Source organism: Enterobacter bugandensis, assembly GCF_900324475.1.
Taxonomy (GTDB): domain Bacteria; phylum Pseudomonadota; class Gammaproteobacteria; order Enterobacterales; family Enterobacteriaceae; genus Enterobacter; species Enterobacter bugandensis.
Genome location: NZ_LT992502.1, coordinates 3822816 through 3849580 on the forward strand (window position 1 = coordinate 3822816; position 26765 = coordinate 3849580).

The following is a 26765-nucleotide window of genomic DNA, read 5'->3' on the forward strand; positions in this document are numbered from 1 at the left end:
CACGCTTTACCGCATCAGATAGCGACGGGCGCTTTGATACCAGGGTACGGGTCGTACCCCTCAATCTCAAAATCATCAAAGCGGTAATCGAAGATCGATTCCGGTTTGCGTTTGATAATCAGCTTCGGCAGCGCGCGCGGTTCACGAGTGAGCTGAAGATGCGTCTGTTCCATATGATTGCTGTAAAGATGGGTGTCCCCACCTGTCCAGACGAAATCACCCACTTCCAGGTCGCACTGCTGCGCCATCATGTGGACTAACAGCGCATAGCTGGCAATGTTAAACGGCAGGCCGAGGAACACGTCACAGGAGCGCTGGTAGAGCTGGCAGGAGAGCTTGCCGTCTGCGACATAGAACTGGAAGAACGCGTGGCACGGAGCCAGCGCCATTTTATCCAGCTCGCCCACGTTCCAGGCGGAAACGATGATTCGGCGCGAGTCCGGATCGTTTTTCAGCTGGTTCATCACGGTGGTGATCTGGTCAATATGGCGGCCATCAGGCGTTGGCCATGCGCGCCACTGCTTGCCGTAAACCGGGCCCAGGTTGCCGTTTTCATCTGCCCATTCGTCCCAGATGGAGACGTTATTTTCGTGCAGATACGCAACGTTGGTGTCGCCTTGCAGGAACCAGAGCAGTTCATGAATGATCGAGCGCAGGTGGCAGCGCTTCGTCGTCACCAGAGGGAAGCCTTCTTGCAGATTGAAGCGCATCTGGTGGCCAAAAATGGAGAGCGTACCGGTACCGGTACGGTCGTTTTTCGGCGTGCCCTCATCGAGCACTTTTTTCATCAATTCAAGATACTGTTTCATGGTTCCTCAGGAAAGTTGTTGCTGTGGACGACGACGATACGCCCAAATCATCATAATGGCACCCGCGACAATCATCGGAATGGAGAGGATCTGCCCCATGCTGATGTACTGTACCCATTCGCCGGTAAACTGCGCATCCGGCTGGCGGAAGAATTCAACGATGATGCGGAACGCGCCATAGCCAATCAGGAACAGTCCGGAAACAGCTCCCATCGGGCGCGGCTTGCGAATAAACAGATTGAGGATGATAAACAGCACCACGCCTTCCAGCGCCAGCTCATACAGCTGGGACATATGACGCGGCAGCACGCCATAGGTATCGAAAATGGACTGCCACTCCGGGTGCGACGGCAGCAGCGCGATATCCTCCGCGCGGGAGCCCGGGAAGAGCATCGTGTACGGCACGCTTGGGTCAACGCGGCCCCACAGCTCACCGTTAATAAAGTTGCCCAGACGACCCGCCCCCAGACCAAACGGGATCAGCGGTGCGATAAAATCTGACACCTGGAAGAAGTTGCGTTTGGTGCGTTTGGCAAAAATCACCATCACCAGGATCACCCCAATCAGGCCGCCGTGGAAGGACATGCCGCCGTCCCAGACGCGGAACAGGTAGAGGGGATCGTTCAGGAACACCGGGAAGTTATAGAACAGTACATACCCAATACGGCCACCGAGGAACACGCCGAGGAAGCCCGCGTACAGCAGGTTTTCAACTTCGTTTTTGGTCCAGCCGCTGCCAGGACGGCTGGCGCGACGGCCCGCGAGCCACATGGCAAAAATAAAGCCCACCAGGTACATCAGACCGTACCAGTGAAGCGAAACAGGTCCTACTGAGAAAATGACCGGATCAAACTCCGGAAAATGCAGATAACCACTGTTCATCTGTCACCACAAGATGTTGTTATTCCGCTGAAAGTGGACAGCGGTAGACATGCGATTCTGCCTTAAGCAGAGGCTCCAAAGTTGCGAATCATAGCATAAGGCGGGCGCGGAGGATGCGCCAGAGATGTAAAAGATGTGTATAGGTTTTTGTGCGCGCTGGCGCCCTCTCCACAAGGAGAGGACGAAAGACGATTAGCGACCACCGCGGATCAGGCCGCCCATACCGCGCCGTTCCATAAATGCCGCCACCTGGTGACGAACCTCTGCGGCCAGCTGCGCCTCAAGGCTGCGCTCAGCCAGCTCGCGGGCATCATTGATGTCGATATGCCGCAACAAATACTTCACGCGCGCTACTGCGCGGCCGTTCATCGACAGATGGCGATACCCCAGACCAATCAGGATCGCAACGCACATCGAGTCTCCGGCCATTTCACCGCACAGGCGGAGATCAATACCGTACTGTTCAGCCTCACGGGCAATCATCGCCAGCGCGCGAATGATCGCCGGGTGCAGGCTATCGTAGATACTGGCGACGCGGGTGTTGTTCCGGTCGACGGCCAGAATATATTGCGTCAGGTCGTTGGTACCGACAGAGATAAAATCAACGCGATTTGCCAGCTGCGGCAACATAAAGACCATAGATGGCACTTCGAGCATGACGCCGATCCGTGGTTTCGGGATCGCATAGCCAATCATCTCTTCCACTTCACGACCAGCACGTTCGATCAGGCGCCGCGCTTCGTCGATTTCATCTATGCTGGTGACCATCGGCAGCAGGATACTGAGATTGCCCGTCGCGGCGTTGGCGCGCAGCATCGCGCGCACCTGGATCAGGAAGATCTCCGGCTGATCGAGCGTAATGCGGATCCCGCGCCAGCCCAGACACGGGTTCTCTTCGCTGATGGGCATATACGGCAGCTGTTTATCCGCCCCGACATCCAGGGTTCGCAGGGTGACAGGCTTGTCGTTGAACATCTGCAACATCCCCTGATACTGCGCCACCTGCTCCTCTTCGGAGGGGAAACCGCTCTGCAGCATGAAGGGGATTTCAGTGCGGTATAAACCGATCCCGTCGATTCGGCTGCCAAGCTTCTCTTCGTGCTCGGGGCTTAAGCCGGCGTTGAGCATGACTTTGATCCGCTCTCCGCTTTTCAGCTGCGCGGGCAGGTTAACGTCATCTTCCGCCAGCTTGCTTAATTCATTCTCTTCGCTGATGAGACGCTGATATTCCTGGAGCAGAACCGGCTCAGGATCGACCAGCAGTTCACCGCGGTAACCATCAACCACCAGCGTGCGGCGGTGCAGCACCGAGGGCTGAATATCCGCCCCCATAACGGTGGGGATACCGAGCGCGCGCACCATAATGGCGGCATGGGAGTTCGCTGCACCATCACGTACGACAACCCCGGCGAGTCTGTCCTGCGGCAGCTCGGCCAGCGTTGTTGCCGAAAGTTCATCGGCCACCAGCACAAACCGTTTTGGCCAGGCATTCGGCCCCTGAATGGTGTCATCGAGGTGGAACAGCAGGCGCTGTCCCAGCGCGCGGAGATCTCCCGCCCGCTCTTTCAGATAACCGTCGGTCAGTGCAGCGAACTGCTCGGCAAATTTTTCGATGACCTTTTTAACCGCCCACTCCGCGACTGCGCCTTTATCAACCTCAGCAAAAAGCTCACGGCGCAGACGCGCGTCGGAAAGCAGGTGCGAGTAGAGGTCGAAGATGGCCGCCGTCTCTTTTTGCGCACCAGCGGCAAAGCGCTTGCTGTAGCGTCGGAACTCATTGGCCGCCTCTTCCAGCGCGGCGGTAAGACGCTCGCGCTCCAGCGCTTCATCAAGCGTAGAGGCTTCGTAGACCTGCTCCATCAATGGCAGCGTGGCGTCCATCCAGCCTTCCGCAATCGCCACCCCTGGCGAGGCCGGAAGGGCGCGAATGCGCGTATGGCGGTACTGACCAAAGAGCGCAGCAAGCTGAGACTGAGAGAGGATCGCCGCCATCTGTGTCGCCAGCGTGACGAGGAAGGACTCTTCGCTTTCATCATACTGACGCAGCTCGCGCTGCTGGACGACCAGCACACCAAGTAGCTGACGACGCTGAATAATCGGCACACCCAGAAACGCGCGGAAGCGTTCTTCTTTTACGGAAGGGATGTATTTAAAGCTGGGGTGTTTTTGCGCGTCGGCAAGGTTGATAGGTTCAGCCAGCCGCCCAACCAGACCGACGATACCCTCATCAAATGCGAGCGTTACGGTGCGCCCCCGCGGCTTTTTCAAACCGCGGGTCGCCATCAGGTAATAGCAGCGCCGATCGTGGTCGGCCAGATACACCGAACAGACCTCGGTCTCCATCGCAAGACAGATGTCAGTGACCAAAATATTCAGCGCCTCGTTGAGGCGCGGAGCGCTGGCCACCTTCTCGACTATTTCTCGCAAGCGGGTGAGCATGATTTGCGTAGCTTAACCTCTTTTACGTCGCCAGGCAGGTGCGCTCTGCGGCTTAGGCGGGATCTCCTGAAGCTGCATCACCACACTTGCAAACTCTTTCATCACCCTACGGTAAACATCGCGCTTAAATGACACGACCTGACGAACAGGATACCAATAGCTCACCCAGCGCCAGCCATCGAACTCCGGCGTACTGCTGGTTTGCATATTGATGTCCGAATCGTTGCCCACCAACTGCAGAAGAAACCACTTCTGTTTCTGGCCGATACAAACCGGCTTTGTGTCCCAACGCACCAAACGTTTCGGTAACTTGTAACGCAACCAGTTGCGGGTCGAGGCAAGGATGCGAACATCTTTTCGGCTTAAACCGACCTCTTCAAAAAGCTCCCGGTACATCGCTTGTTCTGGGGACTCTCCCGGATTGATCCCGCCTTGCGGGAACTGCCAGGAGTGCTGACCATATCGACGGGCCCACATGACCTGGCCCTGACGATTACAAATTACTATTCCTACGTTCGGGCGGTAGCCATCGTCATCAATCACCGGACTACCCCAAACTAAACCTTATATATGAATGATTGTTTCACACTACAGTGAGGCGGTAAACCACTCTCTTACAGGCCTGCAACCTAATAACATTTGAATAACTCACAAATAAGCGCAGAGTTATAAACAGATGTGCGTTCTCAAGGGCAATTTTATTCACCTTTTCTGTGGATATAGTTGTGAAGAAGTGTCTGATTACCGATGAACAACCTGAAATGGCCTCTGCCCTCCCATTTCTCTCCTTCAACATAAAGTCATATTTTTCATTAGTTTATATTCATATCGACAAACAAAATGCAGAATAGCGTGACGATCGTCACAGCAGGGATCGTCGTGCTGATGAAAGATCGAACAGCGTCGGTTTTATCCACAGATTGTGCCAATAAGTTAGGCACAATTTGTCTGAAATTTGGATTTTCGTCGCACGTCAAGGCTGTAAATTGAAACAGTAGTCAGGGTTATGCCCAGTTATCCCATTTTTCTGTGGATAACATGGTGTAAGATCCTGTTTATTGTCAGTGACCAGATTTGAACAACCCGTTTTGCGTCCCTGATGAAACCGTGAAAACTTCATAAAAAAACCTATAAATCATGCACATGGAATATTGGTACAGAAAAAGTTAAACTCTATCCACAGGGGACTGTTTCTTCGTTTATTTTTTAATCAAAAGGTTATCGTCATGCATCCGCTTTCACCCTTGCTCTCACCGCCTTCGAGCGAAAGCCAGTTGCTACAGCAGGCTCAGCGCCTTGCAGGCTTCTCGCTGGGCGAACTGGCGGCGATGGCAGAGCTACAGATCCCGAAGGATCTGAAACGAGATAAGGGCTGGATCGGCATGCTTCTGGAGCTGTGGCTGGGGGCAAGCGCCGGGAGCAAGCCAGAGCAAGATTTCGCGGCCCTTGGCGTAGAGTTAAAAACTATTCCTATCGACCGCCAGGGTCGGCCCCTGGAGACTACCTTTGTCTGCGTTGCGCCCTTAACCGGCAATACCGGCGTAACGTGGGAAACCAGCCACGTGCGCCATAAGCTGAATCGCGTGCTTTGGGTTCCGGTTGAAGGCGAACGGCAGATCCCGTTAGCTGAACGCCGCGTTGGCGCGCCGCTGCTCTGGAGCCCGGATGAAGAAGAGGAGCATCAGTTGCGCCTGGACTGGGAAGAACTGATGGACATGATTGTGCTCGGTCAGGTCGAGCGAATTACCGCCCGGCACGGAGAAGTGTTACAGCTGCGCCCGAAAGCGGCAAACAGCAAAGCGCTTACCGAGGCGATCGGCGCGATGGGCGAACCCATACTGACGCTGCCGCGCGGTTTTTATCTCAAAAAAAATTTCACCGGCGCGCTGCTTGCTCGTCATTTCTTACTTAAAACATAGTTTTTTACTTATTTTGCGAGCTCACAAACATAATCGCCTGGTTTTTAAGATTTTACCGCTTCACCCTGTTGCTATAACGGGTTAATACTACACTATGATTTGATACGAGCCAGATGAGGACGATAACGATGAAAAAATGGGCGGTGTTAATTTCAGCAGTCGGGTTGGCGTTTGCCGTTTCGGGCTGCAGCAGTGATTACGTCATGGCGACGAAAGACGGCCGGATGATCCTGACTGACGGTAAACCTGAAGTCGACGATGATACTGGTCTGGTCAGCTACCACGACCAGGCAGGCAATAAAATGCAGATCAATCGCGACGAAGTCTCGCAAATTATTGAGCGATAACAGTCGGAGGTCAGTAGCCTACTGGCCTTTTTGATTTTTTTCTTCCCCTTTTGCTTTCCCTCTGCCATGTTTATATTCCTTTGTCGGGAGGTTCCTGACGCGGTCTACATGTCTATTGAAGGAAGCCGGCTATGCATTATCACCGTATCCCCCACAGCGCTCTGGAGATAAGTCAACTGGGGTTGGGCACGATGACATTTGGTGAACAAAACAGCGAAGCCGATGCCCATGCACAACTCGATTATGCCGTCAGCCAGGGGATTAACCTGATTGATGTCGCAGAGATGTACCCTGTGCCTCCACGCCCTGAAACGCAGGGACTTACCGAAACCTACGTCGGTAACTGGCTGGCAAAACGCGGTAACCGAGAAAAGCTGGTTATCGCCTCGAAAGTGAGTGGCCCCGCGCGAAACAACGATGCCGGGATCCGCCCAAACCAAATCCTCGATCGCAAAAATATCCGCGCCGCGCTGGACGCGAGCCTGAAGCGCCTGCAAACCGACTATCTCGACCTTTACCAGGTCCACTGGCCGCAGCGTCCAACCAACTGTTTTGGCAAGCTCGGGTATAGCTGGAACGAGAGCGCCCCCGCCGTTACGCTGCTGGAAACGCTGGAGGCGCTGACCGAATGCCAGCGCGCGGGAAAAATCCGCTACATTGGCGTGTCCAACGAAACGGCCTTTGGCGTAATGCGCTATCTGCACCTGGCGGATAAACACGATCTGCCGCGCATCGTCACCATCCAGAACCCGTACAGCCTGCTTAACCGCAGCTACGAGGTGGGGCTGGCCGAAGTGACGCAATATGAGGAAGTGGAACTGCTCGCCTATTCATGCCTCGGTTTCGGCACCCTGACGGGGAAATACCTGAACGGTGCGAAACCGGCCGGGGCGCGTAATACCCTCTTTAGCCGCTTTACCCGCTACAGCGGCGAGCAGACGCAGAAAGCCGTTGCAGCCTATGTGGATATCGCGAAGCGCCACGGCCTGGATCCGGCGCAGATGGCGCTGGCCTTCGTGCGCCGTCAGCCGTTTGTTGCCAGTACCCTGCTTGGCGCGACGACCATGGAACAGCTGAAAACTAACATTGAGAGTTTCCATCTGAACCTGAGTGAAGAGGTGTTAGCCGAGATTGAAGCGGTGCATCAGGTTTATACCTATCCTGCGCCGTAGCTGATGCTTTTGCCGGGTAAGGCGAAGCCGCCACCCGGCTACTTATTAACGGCGACGCTGCCAGACCCACAATCCCGCAATCGCCGCCGCGAACAGCCCACCAAATCCGACGCCAATCGCCACCACCGGGACACCCACTTTTACCGCCAGCGAGTAGAGCCCCAGCATTAACAACATGGCCAGGTTTTCACCGAGATTTTGAACCGCAATGGCATTCCCCGCCCCGACGGTCTGCTTGCCACGCTCCTGGAGTAACGCATTCAGCGGTACCACGAAGAAGCCCCCCAGAATACCAATCAGGATCAACAGAGCATAAGCGGGCAATAACGCATGTTGCAGCGAGAAAATAAGCACCACGAGGCCAATCAGGATCCCCGCTGGCATGCAGCGTGCAACCGTTTCAAGCGTCACCAGCTTCGCCGCCGCGCCCGCCCCAGCCACAATCCCGATCGCCACCATCGCATTCAGATAGGTCGGCGTCGCATTGTCCGTAATCCCCAGCGCCACGGGTACCCACAGAACCAGCAGGAAGCGCAGCGTGACGCCCGCCCCCCAGAACATACTGGTTCCCATCAGGGAGAAGCGCGTTTCCCCGTTACGCCACAGCACGCGGCACGCGTTAAAGAAACTGCCGGTCATTGGTTTAAAGCGCCAGGACTGGCCCGGGCGAGCCACCGGCAGCTTCGGAATAAACAGGTTAGCCACGACCGCCCCACCATACACCACTGCACACACGCCCAGGGCCGCCAGAACATGCCAGTCGGCCAGCACGCCACCCGCGACGGAGCCGAGGAGGATAGCGGCAATCGTTGACGACTCCATCAGGCCGTTGGCTTTCACCAGTTTATCGCCCGTGGTCAGTTCTCCGAGAATGCCATACTTCGCTGGGGAGTAGGCGGCAGCACCGATGCCCACCAGCGTATAGCCAACAAACGGATTAAAACCAAAACATATACTGGCAGCGCCCAGCAGCTTGAGACCGTTGGCAAACATCATCACCCGGCCTTTCGGGAAGCTGTCCGCCACCTGCCCCACAAACGGGGCAAAGATAATGTAAGCGCCCACAAACACCATCTGCAGGATCGGCTGACTCCAGTCAGGGTAAAACTCGGCTTTCAGCAGCGCCAGCGTGGCAAACAGCAGCGCGTTATCACCGAACGCAGAGAGAAACTGCGCGGCGATGACCGCCATCATGCCTTTTGAACGCAGCGAGGTGTTAGTGTGTACTGACTCACGCATTTTGCTGTTCCGCCTCTTCAACCATACCTTTCAGGGTCACGAAATCGGGCTTGCCGCTACCCAGCACCGGAAGCTGCTTCAGGTAGCGAATATCGCGCGGCACGGCCAGTTCAGGAATACCGTGTTCACGCGCATAGCTCAGTAACCTGTCGCGCTTAAGCTCAGCATCAGTGGTAAACAGCACCAGCGCCTCGCCTTTGCTGGCATCGCTCTTCACGACCGTGGCGTGCATCTTCTCGGCGGACACGGCCGTCGCCAGTTGTTCAACCATTTCCAGAGAGACCATCTCACCGGCGATTTTGGCGAAGCGTTTTGCGCGCCCCTGAATCTGTACAAAGCCTTGCTCATCGAAACGAACGATGTCACCGGTGTCGTACCAGCCGGTTTCAATCTCGCCGTTGACGTTTTCCGCCGTTGGCGCTTCCAGCACGCCCGGGTTTTCCACGCGCAGGTAACCGTTCATCACGTTCGGCCCTTTCAGCTGCAGGCGGCCACCGTCCTCAATGCCCGGCACCGCCAGCAAGCGCGCATCCATCCCCGGCAGAATTCGCCCCACCGTACCCGGTTTCGCCGCCATCGGCACGTTAATCGAGACCACGGGCGCACACTCGGTAACGCCATAACCTTCAAGAATGCGCAGGCCAAACTTGTCCTGCCAGATCTGACGCGTGCTCTCCTGCAGCTTTTCCGCACCGGCCACCACGTACCGAACGCGGAAGAAATCATACGGATTGGCGAAACGGGCATAGTTACCCAGGAAGGTTGAGGTCCCGAACAGGACGGTGCAGTTACGGTCATACACCAGCTCCGGCACGATGCGGTAGTGCAGCGGGCTGGGATAGAGGAACACCTCGGCACCGGTCAGCAGCGGCGTGAACAGCCCCACCGTCAGGCCAAAGGAGTGGAACAGCGGCAGCGCCGACATAAAGCGGTCATTCGCGGTAAAGTCGGCGATGCTTTTAATCTGCTCAACGTTCGCCAGAATACTCTTGTGGCTGTGGACGACGCCTTTCGGGTTACCCTCCGAACCCGACGTGAAAAGGATAATCGCGTCATCTTCCGGCTGCTGTTTGACCTGAGCCAGATGCGGCACCAGCAGATGCGCAAAAATCCACAGCTTGTCGCCGGTGGTCACGTCCGCTTTTAGATCTTCCAGGAAGACCCAGCGTACCTGGGTCAGCTGTTCCGGCAGATGCCACAGCTTGCCTTTGTCCAGAAACTGTCGGGAGGTAAAGATGGTATTGATTTGGGCGGCGGTAATGGCGCTGGTCAGCCCTTTCACGCCCGCCGTGTAGTTCATCATCGCCGGTATACGGCCACGGGAAACCGCACCAAAAATCACCGCCGCGCTGATGCCCGCGTTTGGCAGCATCAGGCCGATCTTTTCGCCCTTTTTGCTGTACTTCTCAAGAATGCGGCCCACGAACAGCGTCTTGGTCAGCAGTTTACGATAGGTATCAGGGGTAAAGTTGATGTCTTCAATGCAGTTTTTCTTCGCGCCGTAGCGGTACTGCGCCGAAAGCAGGGATTCATACAGCGTTTCGCGCGGACGAACGGCCATGCGCGCTTCCATCATAATCTGGTGCAGCATTTCCCCGGCGATTTTACGGCGATCGCGGGCACGCGGCGCTTCCGGCATCGGTAACGACGTTGGCGGCAGAATATGCAGGGTGATTTTGGGGAACAGACGCTGCTTCACCAGCCCCTTAAGGCGGCTGAAATGGGTCAACTCCGCGCCTTCAATGCGCAGCGGCACCACGGTCGCGTTTGATTTCGCCGCGACAAACCCCGCGCCGTCGTAGATTTTCATCAGCGAACCGGTCACTGAAATGCGCCCTTCCGGGAAAATGACCACCGGACGCCCCTGCTCTACCAGACGTACCAGGTGTTTAATCATCATCGGCTTTGTCGGGTCAAGCGGTACGAAATCGATCAGTGGGGTGAGCCAGCGCATATACCACTGCTGGCTGATGGAGGTATAGACCGCAAACACCGGACGCACGGGCAGAAACAGCGCAAGCAGGATGCCGTCTATAAAGGAAACATGATTGGGTGTGATAAGAACGCGCTCGCCACGAAGCGCCTGGGCATCGCCAGTGACGCGGATGCGAAAAAGAATACGGAACAGTGTACGGAAAAACCCAAATAGCATCTCAACTCCCTTTGCCAGACAGTGTGGTGGGTTGACAGTAAATGGTGGCAGATTACACGAGAAGTGATATGGGAGCGACAGCAAAAATGGAGGCGAAAAAAAACCTGCGCATCCGCGCAGGCTGGTGCAAGAGATGAGTACGAAACCGTACCAAGAATTCTCACCAATCAATACCTCTGGGATCTTGATTGTGGCTGTTGACCCTGCGCTTCGCCAGCAGGAAAACGCAAGGGAATGAGCCGAAATGCAACCAGGTGTGAATATTCTCTTTTGCTGTTACAGGTTGAACTGTCAGGCAAAAAAAACCTGCGTAAGAACGCAGGCTGGTGTAAGTCGTGTTAATCAACCGGAGTTGATTCCACCTATCAATACCTCTGGGATCTCGACTCTACCAACCTCTTTAACGTCATCGCCACCGGACAATCGCAACAGCCTGAGGCAAAGTGTAACTAAAGGTTCAGAATGACATTCTTCTGACATGACCAGGCGTGTAACGATTACACTACCAGGGTTGGTCTGCGTCACGTTTGTGGCGCGCGGAAACCGGCTTCCCTTGAATGGACGTCACTTTTCCGCAACACTATTCAGTGTGTAAACGCTTACCCCAAATAAGAAGGTTATAAATGGCGACAATAAAGGATGTGGCTCGTCTGGCAGGTGTGTCGGTAGCTACCGTCTCCCGCGTGATTAATGATTCACCCAAAGCCAGTGACGCATCACGCCAGGCGGTACAAAGCGCCATGGAAACCCTGAACTACCATCCGAATGCCAACGCCCGCGCGCTCGCCCAGCAGTCAACAGAGACTATTGGGCTGGTGGTGGGAGACGTTTCCGATCCCTTTTTCGGTGCCATGGTAAAAGCGGTTGAACAGGTCTCTTATCAGACGGGTAATTTTTTGCTGATCGGCAATGGCTATCATAATGAACAAAAAGAACGCCAGGCCATCGAGCAGCTGATCCGCCACCGCTGCGCTGCGCTGGTGGTACACGCCAAAATGATCCCGGATGCCGAGCTAATTCACCTGATGAAGCAGATGCCCGGCATGGTGATTATCAACCGTATTATCCCCGGCTTTGAAAAACGCTGTGTAGCCCTCGACGACCGCTACGGCGCCTGGCTTGCGACCCGTCATCTGATTCAACAGGGTCATACCCGGATTGGCTATCTCTGCTCCAATCACCCCATTTCTGATGCGGAAGACCGCCTGCAGGGCTACTACGACGCCCTGCGCGAAAACGGTCTGCCGTGCAATGACCGTCTGGTGGCCTACGGTGAACCGGATGAGAGCGGCGGCGAACAGGCCATGACGGAGCTGCTGGGTCGCGGACGGAATTTCACCGCGGTCGCCAGCTATAACGATTCGATGGCCGCCGGGGCAATGGGCGTCATGAATGACAACGGGATCGAGGTGCCGGCGGAAATCTCGCTAATTGGCTTCGACGATGTTTTGGTCTCCCGGTACGTGCGCCCGCGCCTGACCACCGTACGCTACCCCATCATCACGATGGCCACCCAGGCCGCAGAGCTGGCGCTGGCGCTGGCCGAACAACGCCAGCCGCCGGAGATTACCCATCTCTTCAGCCCAACGTTAGTGCGCCGTCACTCCGTTGCTGCGCCCGCTGACGCGCAGAGCGAATAGCGATACAGGTGTACCGTTTTATCCGGATACTCCAGCCCATCGCCAATATACTGCCAGCCGTAACGTTCATAGAAGTCGCGGCAGGCAGACCAGAGATGAAGTTCCTCGTACCCGGCCCGTGCGGCGAAGCGTATAACATGCTGCTGTAACTTTCCTGCCAGCCCCTTGCCGCGCGCCGCGTCGTCAACGTAGAGCGCCGCCAGCCACGGACAGAGATCCTGACGGGTAATCAAATCACAGCGCCAGAGTCCCACCGTCCCGAGAAGCCGTTCATCCTCTACGGCGATAAAGGTCAGCGGCAGGGCACCCGGCGTCTGGCTGTGCTCGATGATGCTATGGAAAAAATCCCGCGCAAGCCCCTCGCCAAAGGCCTGCCAGAGCCAGTCGGTGACCTGCTCCGCATAGCGCGGTGCCTCGTAAAGCGGGAGAATGACGGTCTTTTTCACGTTTCACCTGCGTTTTTAAGGAATATGCTGGCCTGACGCCTCCAGCCCGGTTTGGCGATTATTTTACCAGAGTCAGACTATTTAGTTTTACTTCCGGCAGGCCAGGCGAATCGTGACCAAAAAGCGTGATCGTGGCAGAAGTTTTGCGCTTCCCGCATCGCTTATACGCTGTCAGGTCTGTGTTAAACTGCAAACCATTACGTGGAAGCAGGAATGTAGAATGGCAACAATGCTGGATGTCTCACTGCGCGCGGGCGTGTCGAAGGCTACCGTCTCGCGCGTGCTGAACGGCACAGGTCAGGTTAAAGAGAGCACGCGTCAGCAGGTCTTTGCTGCGATGGAAGAGCTGGGCTACCGCCCAAACTTTCTCGCGCGTTCGCTGGCTAACCAGACCAGCAACAGCATTGGTCTGGTCGTCTCTACCTTCGACGGCTTTTACTTTGGTCGTCTTTTGCAGCAGGCGTCGCGGCAGACCGAAACCCACGGGAAACAGCTGATCGTCACCGACGGTCACGACGCGCCAGAGCAGGAAGAGCAGGCGGTGCAAATGCTGGCCGACCGCCAGTGCGATGCCATCGTGCTTTACACGCGCTATATGAGCGAAAAAGCGATCATCAAGCTGATTAATAGCGTGCAAACGCCGCTGGTGGTCATCAACCGTGAAGTCAGCCAGGCACCGGAGCGCTGCGTGTTCTTCGAACAACAGGATGCCGCGTTTAAGGCGGTGGATTACCTGATCAATCAGGGCCACCGGGAGATCGCCTGCATTACCGTTCCGATCCACACCCCCACGGGTAAAGCGCGGCTGATGGGCTACCGTAAGGCGCTGGAAAAGCACGGCATTCGTCTGGACGAGCGTCGAATAAAGTACGGTGATGCGGGAATGACGCGGGGCTATGAGCTGTGTAAGGAGCTGATTGCTGAAGGGGTATCGTTCAGCGCGCTGTTTGCCTGTAACGATGATATGGCGCTGGGCGCGTCCAAAGCGCTGCATCAGGCAGGGCTTAAGATCCCGCAGGATATCTCCCTGTTCGGCTTTGACGATGCCCCAAGCGCAAAGTGGCTGGAGCCTGCGCTGTCATCGGTTTATCTGCCGATAGATAACATGATCGTCACGGCTATCGATCAGGCGATCCGGCTGGCGAAGAACCAGCCGGTCGATGCGATCCCGCCGTTTACCGGCACGCTGGTATTACGCGATTCGGTCACAACGGGGCCGTACTTTAATCAAACGAGTTCCAGCGCCAGCAGTTCCTGAATGGTCTGGCGACGACGGATCAACCGCGCCTTGCCGTTATCAAACAGCACTTCCGGCAGCAGCGGACGGCTGTTGTAGTTCGAGGACATAGACGCTCCGTACGCCCCGGTGTCGTGCAGCACCAGGTAATCGCCCGGCTTCACCTCGGGCAGCGCACGGGTTTCAACTTTGCCACCTTCCTGCTGGGTAAACACATCACCGGATTCACACAGCGGGCCTGCGACAACCGTCTCGCGGCGCGGCGCGTGCGTTAAATCGCGGCCATCAGCAGCCAGGGCGGTAATGTGATGGTAGCTGCCGTACATGGACGGACGCATCAGGTCGTTAAAGCCTGCATCAATCAGCACGAAGTGGCGGGAGCCCATCTCTTTGACGCTGCGTACCTGCGCCACCAGCACGCCGGCTTCGGCTACCAGGAAACGACCCGGCTCAATTTCCAGCTTCACGGCATGGCCCAGATGCGCGGCAATTTGATCGCGCGCGGCGCTCCACAGGCCGTAATAGTGATCGGTGTCGATCGCCTCTTCCCCTTCACGATAAGGAATGGAAAGACCTCCACCGGCGGAGATCGCCTCCAGATCCTGACCGAAGTCGACAACCTGGCGCACCATCGCCCCGCACACCTGCTCCAGGTGCCCGTAATCGACGCCGGAGCCAATGTGCATATGAATACCGACCAGCTTCAGGCTGTAGCGCTGCAGTACCTCAAGCGCGGCAGGCATGTCGGCATACCAGATCCCGTGCTTGCTGTTTTCGCCCCCGGTGTTGGTTTTTTGGCTATGGCCATGTCCAAAGCCCGGGTTGACGCGCAGCCAGACGCGATGGCCGGGTGAAACCTGCCCAAGCTGCTCCAGCATATCCACAGAACCGGCGTTCACCGGCACCTGCAGTTCATGCACGCGCGCAAGCGTGGCGTCGTCGATCACATCCGCGGTAAAGACGATCGCGTCAGGATCGGTTTTCGGATCAAAGCCTGCCGCCAGCGCACGCTCGATTTCACCCAGCGATACGGAGTCAACCTTCACGCCCTGCTCGCGCATCAGGCGCAGAATATGAATATTGGAGCAGGCCTTCTGGGCAAAACGCACCACGTCAAACTGATGCAGGGCGGCGATCTTCTCGCGAACGATCTGCGCGTCGTAGACCCATACCGGGCAGCCAAACTCGGCGGGCAGGCGCAGCAGGTTTTCAGCGTTCAAATCGGTATCCGTCTGGTTGAGCGGGCGTGGCATGGTCTTCTCCGGTTCAATTCATTTTTTATGATTACGCCACAGCGGCAGCAGAATAAAAAATATCGTTTTATCGCGAGTCTATGCAAAAATGATATGGACAGTTCCTTGCTTTCAGGTGCCCTATGCCCGCCGTCAATTTACGCCACATCGAGATTTTTCACGCCGTGATGACCGCCGGCAATCTCACCGAAGCCGCGCAGATGCTGCATACCTCGCAGCCGACGGTCAGCCGCGAGCTGGCGCGCTTCGAGAAAGTGCTGGGGCTGAAGCTGTTCGAACGCGCCCGGGGCAGGCTTCACCCGACGGTGCAGGGGTTGCGCCTGTTTGAGGAAGTGCAGCGCTCATGGTACGGGCTGGACAGAATCGTCAGCGCGGCGGAAAGCCTGCGCGAGTTTCGTCAGGGCGAGCTGTCGATTGTCTGCCTGCCCGTCTTCTCTCAGTCCTTCTTACCGACGCTGCTCCAGCCTTTTCTGGCCCGCTATCCTGAGGTCAATCTCACCATCGTCCCGCAGGAGTCGCCTCTGCTTGAAGAGTGGCTGTCGGCACAGCGGCACGATCTCGGGTTAACCGAAACCCTCTCGACACCCGCAGGAACGGCGCGCACGGAACTGCTCGCGCTGGATGAAGTGTGCGTTCTGCCCGCCGGGCATCGGCTTGCCCACAAAGCAGTGCTGACGCCCGCAGATTTTCATGGTGAAAACTACATTAGCCTGTCGCAAACGGACAGCTACCGGCAGCTGCTGGATACGCTTTTTTCTGAGCATCAGGTGAAGCGGCGGATGGTCGTTGAAACCCACAGCGCGGCGTCAATATGCGCGATGGTGCGCGCGGGCGTTGGCGTTGCGGTCGTCAATCCGCTTACGGCGCTGGACTATGCAGGAAGCGGGATCGTCATCCGCCGTTTTAGCGTTTCCGTCCCGTTCACCGTAAGCCTTATCCGCCCGCTGCACCGTCCGGCTTCCGCGCTGGTGGACGCATTCAACGAACATTTAGTTGAGCATGCGCGTCAGGTGGCGCTTCGCTTACCTGACCTGCAAAACCCGTTATGACAGCATATATTCTACGGCATCTGCCGCGTGAATGGCCGCGGTATCAAACACCGGGATGGGGCTTCGTTCGGCCGGCACCAGCAAACCGATCTCCGTGCAGCCGAAAATCACCCCTTCAGCCCCTTGCTGCGCCAGTTTATCTATTACGCTGACGTAATATGCGCGGGAGGTTTCGCTGAAGGTTCCGAGGCAGAGCTCGTCGAAGATAATCTGATTGATGCGCGCCCGGTCCCCCTCATCCGGGATCAGGCTTTCAATCCCAAACTCGCTGTGCAAGCGCCCGCGATAGAAATCCTGCTCCATGGTGTAACGTGTGCCCAGCAAGGCCACGCGCGACATTCCCGAAGCGCGAATGGCGCGTCCGGTGGCGTCCGCGATGTGCAGGAACGGCAGCGAACAGCGCGCTTCAATGTGCGAGGCCACTTTGTGCATCGTGTTGGTACACAGCAGAATGCCCTGCGCCCCCGCACGCTCCAGCCCCAGCGCGGCATCAGCCAGGATTTCTCCGGCTTTATCCCATTCGCCGCTCGACTGGCAGGCTTCGATTTCATGAAAATCAACGCTGTGCAGCAGCAGGCTCGCGGAGTGCAGGCCGCCCAGACGCTGCTTTACGCCTTCGTTAATCAGGCGGTAATAAGGGATTGTCGATTCCCAGCTCATCCCACCTATCAGGCCAATCGTTTTCATCATCGCTCCTTATCTGTTTAAGCCAGTGAAGCAAACTTGTGATCCTGTTTCCAGTTCTTTATTACGTCGTTTTCTTTTTAAGCTGGCCAATGTAAATTAAATAAAACACTGTTTTATTATGAAGGGCTAAGCCATGTTTATGTTCCACAAAGAGACCGCGTCTGAAGATCTGGGGAACGGCGTTACGCGTCGCGTGCTGGCCCACGGCGGCAGGATGATGGCGGTTGAAGTACAGTTTGAGCAGGGCGCGATTGGCCCACTGCATAACCACCCGCACGAACAGTTAACCTATGTTCTCTCTGGTGAATTTGAGTTTACCATTGGTGAAGAGAAGCATGTCGTGACGGCGGGAGATACCCTCTACAAAAAACCACATGTGATGCACGGCTGCGTCTGCCTCAGGGCCGGCACGCTGCTGGACACCTTTACGCCTGTTCGCGAGGATTTCCTGAAATAAAAAAGGCGCTGTTGCAGCGCCTTCATGTGTGCAGAATTTATTCCGTTACCGGCTCTGGCAATGGGTTTCGGCTGAGCATGGCCTCACGGAGTAATACGCTGCCGCAGGCAAACAGAGCGCCAAGGATCGCCGCCAGAATGACAATCATGCCTGTGCCCGGGCCGTCTTTTTTCACCGGCATCGATGGCGAAAGCTGATACCTGAATGGCTCAAGCTTAACGTCTGCGAAGGAGAGTTGTTTCAGCTGCGCCAGGTAATATTCCCGGTTCTGGAAGTCCGCGTTCAGCTCCGTCACATCCTTCAGATTTTTTTCAATCCTTAGCTTTTCCGCGATACCGTCAGCCCCGAGCGCAACGGAGTAATCCGGATCGTCTTTTATCCCCTGTCCGTTGCTATAAACGGGCTTCTTAATGCCCGCCGCATTCGCCACTTCCAGCGAATAGTTCAGCCGCTGCAGGTTGGTGTTATGTACATTGGTCAGACGAACGCGGTCGAGCGTCAGCTGCTGCTCTACCTCGTTCGTTTTGAGGGCGATCTGGTTGCGGATATTCTGCACCGTTTCTTTCTCAACAATTGCCGAGATATAGTTGATATACCCCTCCAGAACGGATTGGGCATCGGCTGCGGTCGGCGCGGTGAAGCTCAATGTCCAGGAGACGAAAGGCGCTTTATCCGCATCTTTTCCCTGAACATCATTCACCGCTTTCATTTTGTCTGCAATATTGACAACCGCACGGTGCAGTTCAAGCGGGTCCACTTGCGCATTCTTGAGCTGCGCCATCACGTAAGGGGAAGAGGTCATATACTCTTCAAGCAATGACTGCGACTGGAATTTTTTAATAAACAGGTCAAAGACTTCCTGACGGGTAACCGGCACCTTCACATCAAGAACCTGCAGCGCAACCATCATCTGGCTCAGCGGGTTCCACTGTGTCTGTTCCGCCGGAGTGATCACCGCTTTACTGGTCCATTTTTGCGGCAGTAGAAGCGCAATTGCCAGACCTGCCAGCGCGAAAACAAAGATAATGGTGGCAATACGTTTTTTCGCGGTAATCAGAATATCTAACAGGCCCAGAAGATCGATCTCTTTTGAACTGACTGCTGGAGGAGCATATGAGGGAAAATCGAGGTCCGTATTTTTTTTGAAATCCATTGCTGACATAGCCGTTCTTCTGTTTCGGGTGCAGTAAATTCCTGCCGGGTGAGTTCAGTTGCCCGATAATACAAGAAACTAAGAATAATCTGAACGCGAGAATGGACTATCTGAGGAATTGCTATCAAAGTTGGTAGTTATTCAGCATCACGCTAACAAAACGCCGGGTGGCGCTGAGCTTACCCGGCATTAACCCTTACACGCCGATATTTCGCAGTTTCTCCCCGCTCATCAGCTTGCGTTCAATATGTTCCAGCGTCACGCCTTTGGTTTCTGGAATTAGCCAGAATGTCACGCCAATAAATGCAACGTTCAGCACCGTATAGAGCCAGAAGGTTCCCGCCGCGCCAATCGCATCCAGCAGCGTCAGGAAGGTCGCGCCGATGATCATGTTCGACACCCAATTGGTGGTGGTGGAACAGGTGATACCAAAATCGCGACATTTCAGCGGCTGAATTTCAGAGCACAGGATCCACACCACCGGCGCGGCGCTCATCGCGTAGCCAGCAATACACATCATGGTCATGCCCACGGAGAGCCAGGAGAGGCCGCTGGACGCCGTGCCGTTATCAAACTGCATCAGACAGTAGCCGAGGATCAGCGTACCGAGCGCCATCACGCTAAAGCCAATTTTCAGCGCCGGTTTACGTCCGGCTTTATCGACGGTGAACACCGCAATAAAGGTGGCGAACATAAAGGTCAGCCCCACCACCAGCGTGGCGATCATCTGCTGTTCGGTGGTGGTAAAACCGGCCATTTTGAAGATGCGCGGGGCGTAATACATGATGATGTTCATCCCCGTGAACTGCTGCATCGCCTGCAGCAACATGCCGAGGAACACCGCGCGGCGCACGTTGCGGTTAGCCTTAAACAGCGACCAGCCGCCCTGCTTCAGCTTCAGGCTTTCGCGGATCTCGTTCAGCTCTTCACGCGCTTTCTCAGACGTGTCGCGCAGCATGCGCAGCACCTCTTCCGCTTCCACGTGACGCCCTTTTTGTGCCAGCCAGCGCGGACTGTTGGGCAGGAAGATCACTAAAACAATCAGCACTACCGCAGGCAGCGCCAGCACGCCGAGCATCGCCCGCCAGTTACCGCTGTAGCTGAAGTACGTATCGGACAGGAACGCCAGCACGATGCCCAGCGTCACCATCAGCTGGTACATGCTAATCATCTTGCCGCGCACGTTCTCGCTCGCCATTTCGGAGAGATACAGCGGCGCGGTGTAGGAGGCAATCCCCACCGCCACGCCCAGCAGTACGCGGGAGAGCAGCAGCACTTCAACGTTAGTGGCAAACGCCGAACCAATGGACCCGGCAACAAACAGGACAGCCCCGACCATCAGGCTGTATTTACGCCCAAGGCGAAACGAAAGCCAGCCGTTAAACAGCGCACCGATGGCCGCGCCGAGCATCATGCTGCTCACCACCCACTCCTGCAGGCGGTTACTCAGCGTAAAGTGATCGGTAATAAACGGCAGCGCCCCGGCGATAACGCCGATATCCAGGCCGAACAACAAACCGGCCACGGCTGCCGCAATGGAGACAAACTGGTTCATGCGGCGGGTATCGCGCAGCGCGGCGGGCATCAGGGTAGAGTCATTTATAGATGTCATATTTTTCCTGCCTCAACAGCAAAATTCGTTAAATGAAATTACGAGATAGCGGGGAAAAGTGTCAGGCCGGAATTCGTGAAGATATGGATTATTTCGCTATGGCATAGCGATCTGTGATGGACATTACAATTTCAACTAATGCTGGATAAACACCTAATTTTACTAACGCCTTAATTTTTAAGTAATAAAAGTGTGATGGCAGTCATCTATGATTTTTAAATATGGATTTTTCGTGTTTATCAATATGGACTTTGACAAATTTTAAGCAAAAAAAACCTCCGCCGAAGAGCAGAGGTATTTGTCATAAGTTAGGTTATCGCGCCAGCCAGCCGCCATCAACCGCGACGGTATAACCATTGATATAGTCTGATGCCGGGGAAGCCAGGAACACTACCGGCCCCATCAGATCGCTCGGCAGCCCCCAGCGGCCCGCCGGAATACGCTCCAGGATCGCCGCACTGCGTTCTTCGTCCGCGCGAAGCTGCTGGGTGTTGTTGGTGGCCATGTAGCCCGGCGCAATCGCGTTGACGTTGATGTTGTGCTGCGCCCATTCGTTCGCCAGCAGGCGGGTCACGCCCATCACCGCGCTTTTCGATGCGGTGTAAGACGGCACGCGGATGCCGCCCTGGAAGGAGAGCATCGACGCGATGTTAATGATCTTGCCGCCCTTGCCCTGCGCGATGAAGTGCTTCGCCGCCGCCTGGGACATAAAGAACACGCTCTTGATGTTCAGGTTCATGACATCGTCCCAGTCGGTCTCGCTGAAGTTAATCGCGTCTTCACGGCGGATCAGCCCCGCGTTGTTGACCAGAATGTCGATATGGCCAAATTCCGCCACCGCGCGATCCAGCAGCTCCGGAATAGCGTCGATTTTACGCAGGTCGGCGGTCAGGCTGAGAAAACGGCGGCCCAGCGCGGTTACGCGTTCGATGGTTTCCGTGGGCTCAACGATGTTAATCCCGACGATATCACAGCCCGCTTCCGCCAGGCCTAACGCCATCCCCTGGCCCAGTCCGGTGTCACACCCGGAAACCACGGCCACTTTACCCTGCAGAGAAAATGCATCCAGAATCATGTTTGTTCCTTACTCTTTCAGCGCCTGTCATCAACAGGCAGATGTATGCTTAACTGCCCGCGACTAGCGCAGATCCTTAACCGCGACGTGGTCCATATCATCGAAGACCTGGTTTTCTCCAACCATCCCCCAGATGAAGGTATAGGCTTTCGTCCCCACGCCGGAGTGAATAGACCAGCTGGGTGAAATCACCGCCTGCTCGTTATGCATGACGATATGGCGAGTTTCCTGAGGCTGTCCCATCATGTGGAACACGCAGGCGTCTTCATCCATGTTGAAGTAGAAGTAGACTTCCATGCGGCGTTCGTGGGTATGGCACGGCATGGTGTTCCACAGGTTGCCTGGCGCAAGCTCGGTCAGACCCATGCTGAGCTGGCAGGTTTCCAGCACATCCGGCACGAAGTATTTATTGATGGTGCGGCGGTTGCTGGTGAGGTTGTCGCCCAGCGTCACGGGCGCAACGTCAGCGGGCGTTACTTTTTTGGTTGGATAAGTGGTGTGCGCCGGGGCGCAGTTGTAGTAAAACTTCGCGGGTTTACCGCCGTCGATGCTGGCAAAGACCACCTCTTTCGCCCCTTTGCCGACGTACAGCCCGTCGCGATGGCCAATCTCGTAGCACTGGCCGTCCACGGTAATCGTGCCCGGCCCGCCAATATTAATCACGCCCAGTTCACGACGCTCCAGGAAGTAGCTTACGCCCAGCTGCTTGCCTACTTCACCGCCCACGGAGACAGTTTTCGCCACCGGCATAATGCCGCCCACGATAATGCGGTCGATGTGGCTATAGACCATGGTGTATTTATCGGCTTCGAACACCTGCTCAACTAAAAATTCGCTGCGCAGTCCCTGAGTATCCAGCGTTTTGGCGTGCGCGCTGTGGATGCTTTGTCTGACGTCCACGGTAACCTCCAGATGTGGTCATGCCCGAAGGCAGAAATTAAACGAAACGACGTTTCGTTTTATGATGAGCACATACTAGCGGCATAAAATAGGGTTTTCAATTGCAATTAAAACAACGTTTCATTTTTTATTTTTGTTTATAACAGAAATGACGCGCGGATCACGATTACTTCCCATGAAGAGAAGAACACGATAAAAAAAACCTCCCGAAGGAGGTTTTTTAAGTGGGGAGAAATTAACGTTCGATGGCGAGCGCCACGCCCTGTCCGCCGCCTATACAGAGGGTAGCGATCCCTTTGCGCGCGTTTCGCTTTTTCATTTCGTGGACCAGCGAAACCAGGATTCGGCAGCCGGACGCGCCGATGGGATGACCCAGCGCAATTGCACCGCCGTTCACGTTGACCCGCAGCGGATCCCACTCCAGCATTTTGCCGACCGAGATCGCCTGCGCGGCAAAGGCTTCGTTCACTTCGATCAGATCGACATCCGAAAGTTGCCACCCTGCGCGCTCCAGGCAGCGACGGGTAGCGTAGACCGGCGCAATCCCCATTAACGCTGGATCCACGCCCACGCTGGCAAACGCCTTAATGCGGGCCAGCACGGGGAGATCGAGCTCAAGGGCTTTGCTTTCGCTCATCATCATCACGGCGGCGGCACCGTCGTTAATGGACGAGGCATTGCCCGCGGTGACCGAGCCCTGCGTTTCAAACGCGGGATTCAGTCTCGCCAGGCCTTCTGCGCTGGCATCCGTGCGCGGCTGTTCATCAGTATCGACGACGATCGCCTCGCCGTTCTGACGCTGCGTGCTGACCGGGACAATCTCGTCGCGAAAGCGACCGGAATCAATCGCGGCACGCGCTTTTTGCTGCGAACTGAGCGCATAGGCGTCCTGCAATTCGCGACTAATGCCGTACTCGCGCGCCAGGTTTTCTGCCGTCACGCCCATATGATAGTCGTTGAACGCATCCCACAGCCCGTCATGCACGAGGCTGTCGAGCAGCTGGCTGTTACCCAGCTGCGCGCCGGTTCGGCTATCGGTGAGAACGTGCGGCGCGCGGCTCATGTTCTCTTGTCCGCCAGCTATAACCACATCCGCTTCACCGCACTGAATGGCCTGGGTGGCGAGATGCAGCGCTTTTAACCCTGAACCACAGACGTCGTTGATGGTAATGGCGGAAACGGTGTTGGGCAGCCCGCCCTTCAGCGCCGCCTGACGCGCAGGGTTTTGCCCGGCACCGGCCGTAAGAACCTGCCCCAGGATCACCTCATCAACTTCATGGGCTGCGATCCCGCTACGTTCCACCAGCGCTTTAACGACCACGCTGCCCAGGTCAACCGCCGAGTGACGCGCAAGCGCTCCCTGAAAACAGCCGATAGCCGTACGCAACGCACCCACTATTACGACATCTTTCATCACGACCTCTGTGTTAAATGACATGACGATAGTAGAGGATTGTTACTGGCAATTATCTTAATTGTTTAAAAATAGTGAGTTTAATCACAAGGATTAGCGTGCATCCTGCAGATACTGCCGCAGCCAGCTTCCGGCCACGCCGGGAGGGGATCGTTTATTCCACAGTAGATCGATGCCGATCGCCCGTGGCCAGCCGGGAACATTGAGCTGTACCAGCGACTTCGCGGCGGCGAATTCATCCACCAGCGCGCACGGCAGCACGCACCAGCCGAACCCCTGGACGGCCATACTCAGCAGTAACAGGTAGTTCGGCGCTGACCAGACGGGCCCGCGCGCGATCTCAGCCTCGCGCTCAAGGTAGGTACTGAGCCTCAGCTCCCGCCAGCCGTGCAGCTCGTCGCTCTGCACCTCGTGTTGTCCGGCGAGCGGATGCGTGGTCGCGGCATATATCGCCATTCGGGTCTGCACCGGCAGCCGGGTAGCGCCAATATCCGTAGGATAACCGTCTCGCGCTTCCGTCAGCCCCACCTGCGCGCGCTCCTTTTGCAGCAGATCGATCACGTCCTCTTCCTCGCCAATCAGGCATTCGAATTCCGTGTGGGGAAAGCGAGCGTCAAACTGCTTCATCAGATCTTCAAGCACGTCGGGGTTGAGGGTATCGGAGAGGACAAACGTCAGACGCGCCTCCGTTTGTGCCGTTAACGACACCGCCAGCTCATCCAGCCGCGTGCTGGCGGCGAGAATGGCCTGCACATAGCCCAGCACCTGTTCTCCCTGGACCGTTAACACCGGCTGGCGCGCCGAGCGGTCAAACAGTTCGAAACCCAGATCGGCTTCAAGGTTGGCAATGGAGGTGCTGATCGTCGACTGGCTTTTACGCAGCCTGCGCGCGGCAGCAGAGAAAGAGCCTGCCGCAACGGTCTCAACAAATGCGGTAAGAGCTTCAGGTGAATAGCGCATAAACTATCTACTTTATCGATGGATACCATCTTTAATATATCAGCTTTAGCGATAAAAATAGGCTGCATCAACGCCCATACCGGTGAATTAATGAGGTCTACACTATGCAACATCAGGATGCACTCCAACGTAAGCTGCCGGAGCGGATCTTTCATGCTGTCTGTTTCGAAGGGATTGCCACGGCAATTCTCGCCCCCACGGCGGCATGGCTGATGCAGCGCTCGGTGGTGGAGATGGGTGGGTTAACCATTATCCTGGCTACCACCGCCATGCTCTGGAACATTATCTATAACTTCGGCTTCGACCGTTTCTGGCCTGTCCAGCGCGTAAAACGTACGGCAAAAGTGCGCGCGCTGCACGCCCTGGGGTTCGAATGCGGGTTTATTGTAATCGGCGTGTCGATTGTCGCCGCCGTGCTGGGCGTGACCCTGCTTGAGGCATTCACGTTAGAAATTGGTTTCTTCCTGTTCTTCCTGCCATACACCATGTTCTATAACTGGGCATACGATATCCTGCGTGAGAAATTCCTTAAGCGTCGCCAGCAACGACGCGCTCTGGCAGGCTAAACCCTCGCTGGCCGGACGCCTGTTCCGGCCAAACTCCGTCGAAGCAACTGCGCTCTTCAGGCATAACTATGGTAAATTGCACGCCATTCTGATGGTTTGTTAGTTGAAACGTTGCTCTAATGTCGAAAATTTGGTCAAAAGATGAGACTCTCTGGAGTTTCGCTCTCTATGGCACGGCCGTGGGTGCAGGAACGCTGTTCTTGCCCATTCAGCTGGGCTCCGCAGGCGCTATTGTCCTGTTTATCACCGCCCTCGTGGCCTATCCGTTAACCTACTGGCCGCACCGGGCGCTGGCGCAATTTATTCTCTCGTCAAACACAAAAGGTAATGAAGGGATCACCGGCGCCGTCTCCCACTACTATGGTAAGAAGATTGGCAATCTGATCACCACGCTCTATTTCATCGCCTTTTTTGTGGTGGTGCAGATTTATGCGGTGGCCATTACCAACTCGTTAACCGAGCAGCTGGCAAAACACCTGACGGTGGATACCGCCGTTCGCGTGCTGGTCAGCCTGGGGGTGGTGCTGGTATTGAATCTGATTTTCCTGATGGGACGGCATATCACCATAAAAGTGATGGGCTTCCTGGTGTTTCCGCTGATTGCCTATTTCCTGTTTGTCTCGATCTATCTCACCGGAAGCTGGCAGCCCTCGTTGCTCACCAGCCAGATGGCTTTCGATCGCCAAACGCTGCATCAGGTATGGATTTCAATTCCGGTTATGGTGTTTGCCTTTAGCCATACCCCGATTATCTCAACGTTTGCCGTTGACCGTCGCGAGAAGTTTGCCGACGGTGCCATGGATAAATGCAAGAAGATCATGAAGGTGGCGTACCTGATTATCTGCCTGAGCGTGCTGTTCTTTGTCTTCAGCTGCCTGCTCTCTATCCCACCGTCCTATATTATGGCCGCCAAAGAGCAGGGGGTGACGATTCTGTCAGCGCTGTCGATGATGCCGTCTTCCCCAGCCTGGCTCGGCATTTCCGGGATTATCGTGGCGATCGTAGCGATGTCGAAATCGTTCCTCGGCACCTATTTTGGGGTGATTGAAGGGGCGACGGAGATCGTGAAGTCGTCGCTTAATCAGGTGGGGATTAAAAAGAGCCGCGCCTTTAACCGCGCGATTTCCATTATGGGGGTGTCGTTAATCACCTTTGCGGTCTGCTGCATTAACCCGAACGCCATCTCGATGATTTACGCCATCAGCGGCCCGCTTATCGCCATGATCCTGTTTATCATGCCGACGCTGTCGACGTATCTGATCCCTTCCCTGAAACCGTACCGCTCAATTGGCAGCCTGCTGACGCTGGTCGTCGGCGTGCTGTGCGTGTCGGTGATGTTTGTTGGCTAGACGTACTC

The 26765-nt window shown here is 55.9% G+C and carries 24 protein-coding genes; 9 read left to right on the plus strand and 15 right to left on the minus strand.

Annotated elements, in window-relative coordinates:
- Positions 1–14 precede the first annotated feature (14 nt).
- The 4 genes from thyA to rppH form a co-directional block, all read right to left on the minus strand.
- Positions 15–809, minus strand: a complete 795-nt coding sequence (thyA, locus tag DG357_RS18420; RefSeq protein WP_047367463.1) for a thymidylate synthase — start codon at positions 807–809, stop codon at positions 15–17.
- A gap of 6 nt (positions 810–815) precedes the next feature.
- Positions 816–1691, minus strand: a complete 876-nt coding sequence (lgt, locus tag DG357_RS18425; RefSeq protein ID WP_028014284.1) for a prolipoprotein diacylglyceryl transferase — start codon at positions 1689–1691, stop codon at positions 816–818.
- A gap of 192 nt (positions 1692–1883) precedes the next feature.
- On the minus strand, positions 1884–4130 hold the full coding sequence (gene ptsP / locus DG357_RS18430; RefSeq protein WP_028014285.1) for a phosphoenolpyruvate--protein phosphotransferase: 2247 nt from the start codon (positions 4128–4130) through the stop codon (positions 1884–1886).
- A 12-nt stretch (positions 4131–4142) separates the two neighbouring features.
- Positions 4143–4673 carry an RNA pyrophosphohydrolase gene (gene rppH, locus DG357_RS18435; protein WP_013098553.1) on the minus strand — a complete coding sequence of 177 codons (531 nt, stop codon included), beginning with the start codon at positions 4671–4673 and terminating at the stop codon, positions 4143–4145.
- A gap of 683 nt (positions 4674–5356) precedes the next feature.
- Between rppH and mutH the strand changes: the two genes are divergently transcribed.
- The 3 genes from mutH (at position 5357) to DG357_RS18455 (ending at position 7568) form a co-directional block, all read left to right on the plus strand.
- Positions 5357–6049, plus strand: a complete 693-nt coding sequence (gene mutH / locus DG357_RS18445; RefSeq protein WP_088204224.1) for a DNA mismatch repair endonuclease MutH — start codon at positions 5357–5359, stop codon at positions 6047–6049.
- A 128-nt stretch (positions 6050–6177) separates the two neighbouring features.
- Entirely contained in the window at positions 6178–6396 is a 219-nt protein-coding gene (locus DG357_RS18450) for a YgdI/YgdR family lipoprotein (protein ID WP_014885085.1), read from the plus strand.
- 131 nt (positions 6397–6527) lie between these two features.
- Positions 6528–7568, plus strand: a complete 1041-nt coding sequence (locus tag DG357_RS18455; RefSeq protein ID WP_028014287.1) for an NADP(H)-dependent aldo-keto reductase — start codon at positions 6528–6530, stop codon at positions 7566–7568.
- A 45-nt stretch (positions 7569–7613) separates the two neighbouring features.
- On the opposite strand, the gene lplT is transcribed toward DG357_RS18455, so the two are convergent.
- Complete coding sequence (gene lplT / locus DG357_RS18460; RefSeq protein WP_059358098.1) at positions 7614–8807, minus strand: lysophospholipid transporter LplT; 1194 nt, start codon at positions 8805–8807, stop codon at positions 7614–7616.
- Positions 8800–10959, minus strand: a complete 2160-nt coding sequence (gene aas / locus DG357_RS18465) for a bifunctional acyl-ACP--phospholipid O-acyltransferase/long-chain-fatty-acid--ACP ligase (RefSeq protein ID WP_088204225.1) — start codon at positions 10957–10959, stop codon at positions 8800–8802. Before aas ends, lplT begins: the two co-directional genes overlap by 8 nt.
- A 623-nt stretch (positions 10960–11582) precedes the next feature.
- Here aas and galR point away from each other — a divergent pair.
- Positions 11583–12599, plus strand: coding sequence for an HTH-type transcriptional regulator GalR (gene galR, locus DG357_RS18480; protein WP_028014290.1), 1017 nt, complete (start codon positions 11583–11585; stop codon positions 12597–12599).
- Here galR and DG357_RS18485 read toward each other — a convergent pair.
- Entirely contained in the window at positions 12560–13045 is a 486-nt protein-coding gene (locus DG357_RS18485) for a GNAT family N-acetyltransferase (RefSeq protein ID WP_088204226.1), read from the minus strand. The genes galR and DG357_RS18485 overlap by 40 nt on opposite strands.
- A gap of 220 nt (positions 13046–13265) precedes the next feature.
- Between DG357_RS18485 and DG357_RS18490 the strand changes: the two genes are divergently transcribed.
- On the plus strand, positions 13266–14303 hold the full coding sequence (locus DG357_RS18490) for a LacI family DNA-binding transcriptional regulator (protein ID WP_048960728.1): 1038 nt from the start codon (positions 13266–13268) through the stop codon (positions 14301–14303).
- On the opposite strand, the gene lysA is transcribed toward DG357_RS18490, so the two are convergent.
- Positions 14273–15535 carry a diaminopimelate decarboxylase gene (lysA, locus tag DG357_RS18495; protein ID WP_045629967.1) on the minus strand — a complete coding sequence of 421 codons (1263 nt, stop codon included), beginning with the start codon at positions 15533–15535 and terminating at the stop codon, positions 14273–14275. The two genes, DG357_RS18490 and lysA, sit on opposite strands and share 31 nt — an antisense overlap.
- A gap of 122 nt (positions 15536–15657) precedes the next feature.
- On the opposite strand from lysA, the gene DG357_RS18500 reads away from it, so the two are divergent.
- Entirely contained in the window at positions 15658–16584 is a 927-nt protein-coding gene (locus DG357_RS18500; RefSeq protein ID WP_088204227.1) for a LysR family transcriptional regulator, read from the plus strand.
- On the opposite strand, the gene DG357_RS18505 is transcribed toward DG357_RS18500, so the two are convergent.
- On the minus strand, positions 16579–17271 hold the full coding sequence (locus tag DG357_RS18505; protein ID WP_088204228.1) for an aspartate/glutamate racemase: 693 nt from the start codon (positions 17269–17271) through the stop codon (positions 16579–16581). The two genes, DG357_RS18500 and DG357_RS18505, sit on opposite strands and share 6 nt — an antisense overlap.
- A gap of 133 nt (positions 17272–17404) precedes the next feature.
- On the opposite strand from DG357_RS18505, the gene DG357_RS18510 reads away from it, so the two are divergent.
- Positions 17405–17728: a cupin domain-containing protein gene (locus DG357_RS18510; protein WP_045260914.1), complete on the plus strand. Its 324-nt coding sequence runs from the start codon at positions 17405–17407 to the stop codon at positions 17726–17728.
- Between the two features lie 37 nt (positions 17729–17765).
- On the opposite strand, the gene wzz(fepE) is transcribed toward DG357_RS18510, so the two are convergent.
- The 6 genes from wzz(fepE) to DG357_RS18540 all read right to left on the minus strand — a co-directional run bounded on the left by wzz(fepE) (position 17766) and on the right by DG357_RS18540 (position 24842).
- On the minus strand, positions 17766–18890 hold the full coding sequence (gene wzz(fepE) / locus DG357_RS18515) for an LPS O-antigen length regulator Wzz(fepE) (RefSeq protein WP_063437491.1): 1125 nt from the start codon (positions 18888–18890) through the stop codon (positions 17766–17768).
- Positions 18891–19077: 187 nt separating this feature from the next.
- Complete coding sequence (gene araE / locus DG357_RS18520) at positions 19078–20493, minus strand: arabinose-proton symporter AraE (RefSeq protein ID WP_028014298.1); 1416 nt, start codon at positions 20491–20493, stop codon at positions 19078–19080.
- Between the two features lie 313 nt (positions 20494–20806).
- Complete coding sequence (gene kduD, locus DG357_RS18525; protein ID WP_003862835.1) at positions 20807–21568, minus strand: 2-dehydro-3-deoxy-D-gluconate 5-dehydrogenase KduD; 762 nt, start codon at positions 21566–21568, stop codon at positions 20807–20809.
- A 63-nt stretch (positions 21569–21631) separates the two neighbouring features.
- Entirely contained in the window at positions 21632–22468 is an 837-nt protein-coding gene (gene kduI / locus DG357_RS18530; protein ID WP_088204229.1) for a 5-dehydro-4-deoxy-D-glucuronate isomerase, read from the minus strand.
- A gap of 235 nt (positions 22469–22703) precedes the next feature.
- Positions 22704–23882 (minus strand): acetyl-CoA C-acetyltransferase, encoded by a 1179-nt coding sequence (locus DG357_RS18535; RefSeq protein WP_028014300.1) that lies wholly within the window; start codon positions 23880–23882, stop codon positions 22704–22706.
- Between the two features lie 93 nt (positions 23883–23975).
- Positions 23976–24842, minus strand: coding sequence for a LysR family transcriptional regulator (locus DG357_RS18540; RefSeq protein WP_045629969.1), 867 nt, complete (start codon positions 24840–24842; stop codon positions 23976–23978).
- A 104-nt stretch (positions 24843–24946) separates the two neighbouring features.
- On the opposite strand from DG357_RS18540, the gene DG357_RS18545 reads away from it, so the two are divergent.
- Together DG357_RS18545 and DG357_RS18550 are read left to right on the plus strand one after the other, a co-directional pair.
- Entirely contained in the window at positions 24947–25408 is a 462-nt protein-coding gene (locus DG357_RS18545) for a multidrug/biocide efflux PACE transporter (protein WP_088204230.1), read from the plus strand.
- Positions 25409–25527: 119 nt separating this feature from the next.
- Positions 25528–26757, plus strand: a complete 1230-nt coding sequence (locus tag DG357_RS18550) for an amino acid permease (RefSeq protein WP_049136424.1) — start codon at positions 25528–25530, stop codon at positions 26755–26757.
- Positions 26758–26765 lie beyond the last annotated feature (8 nt).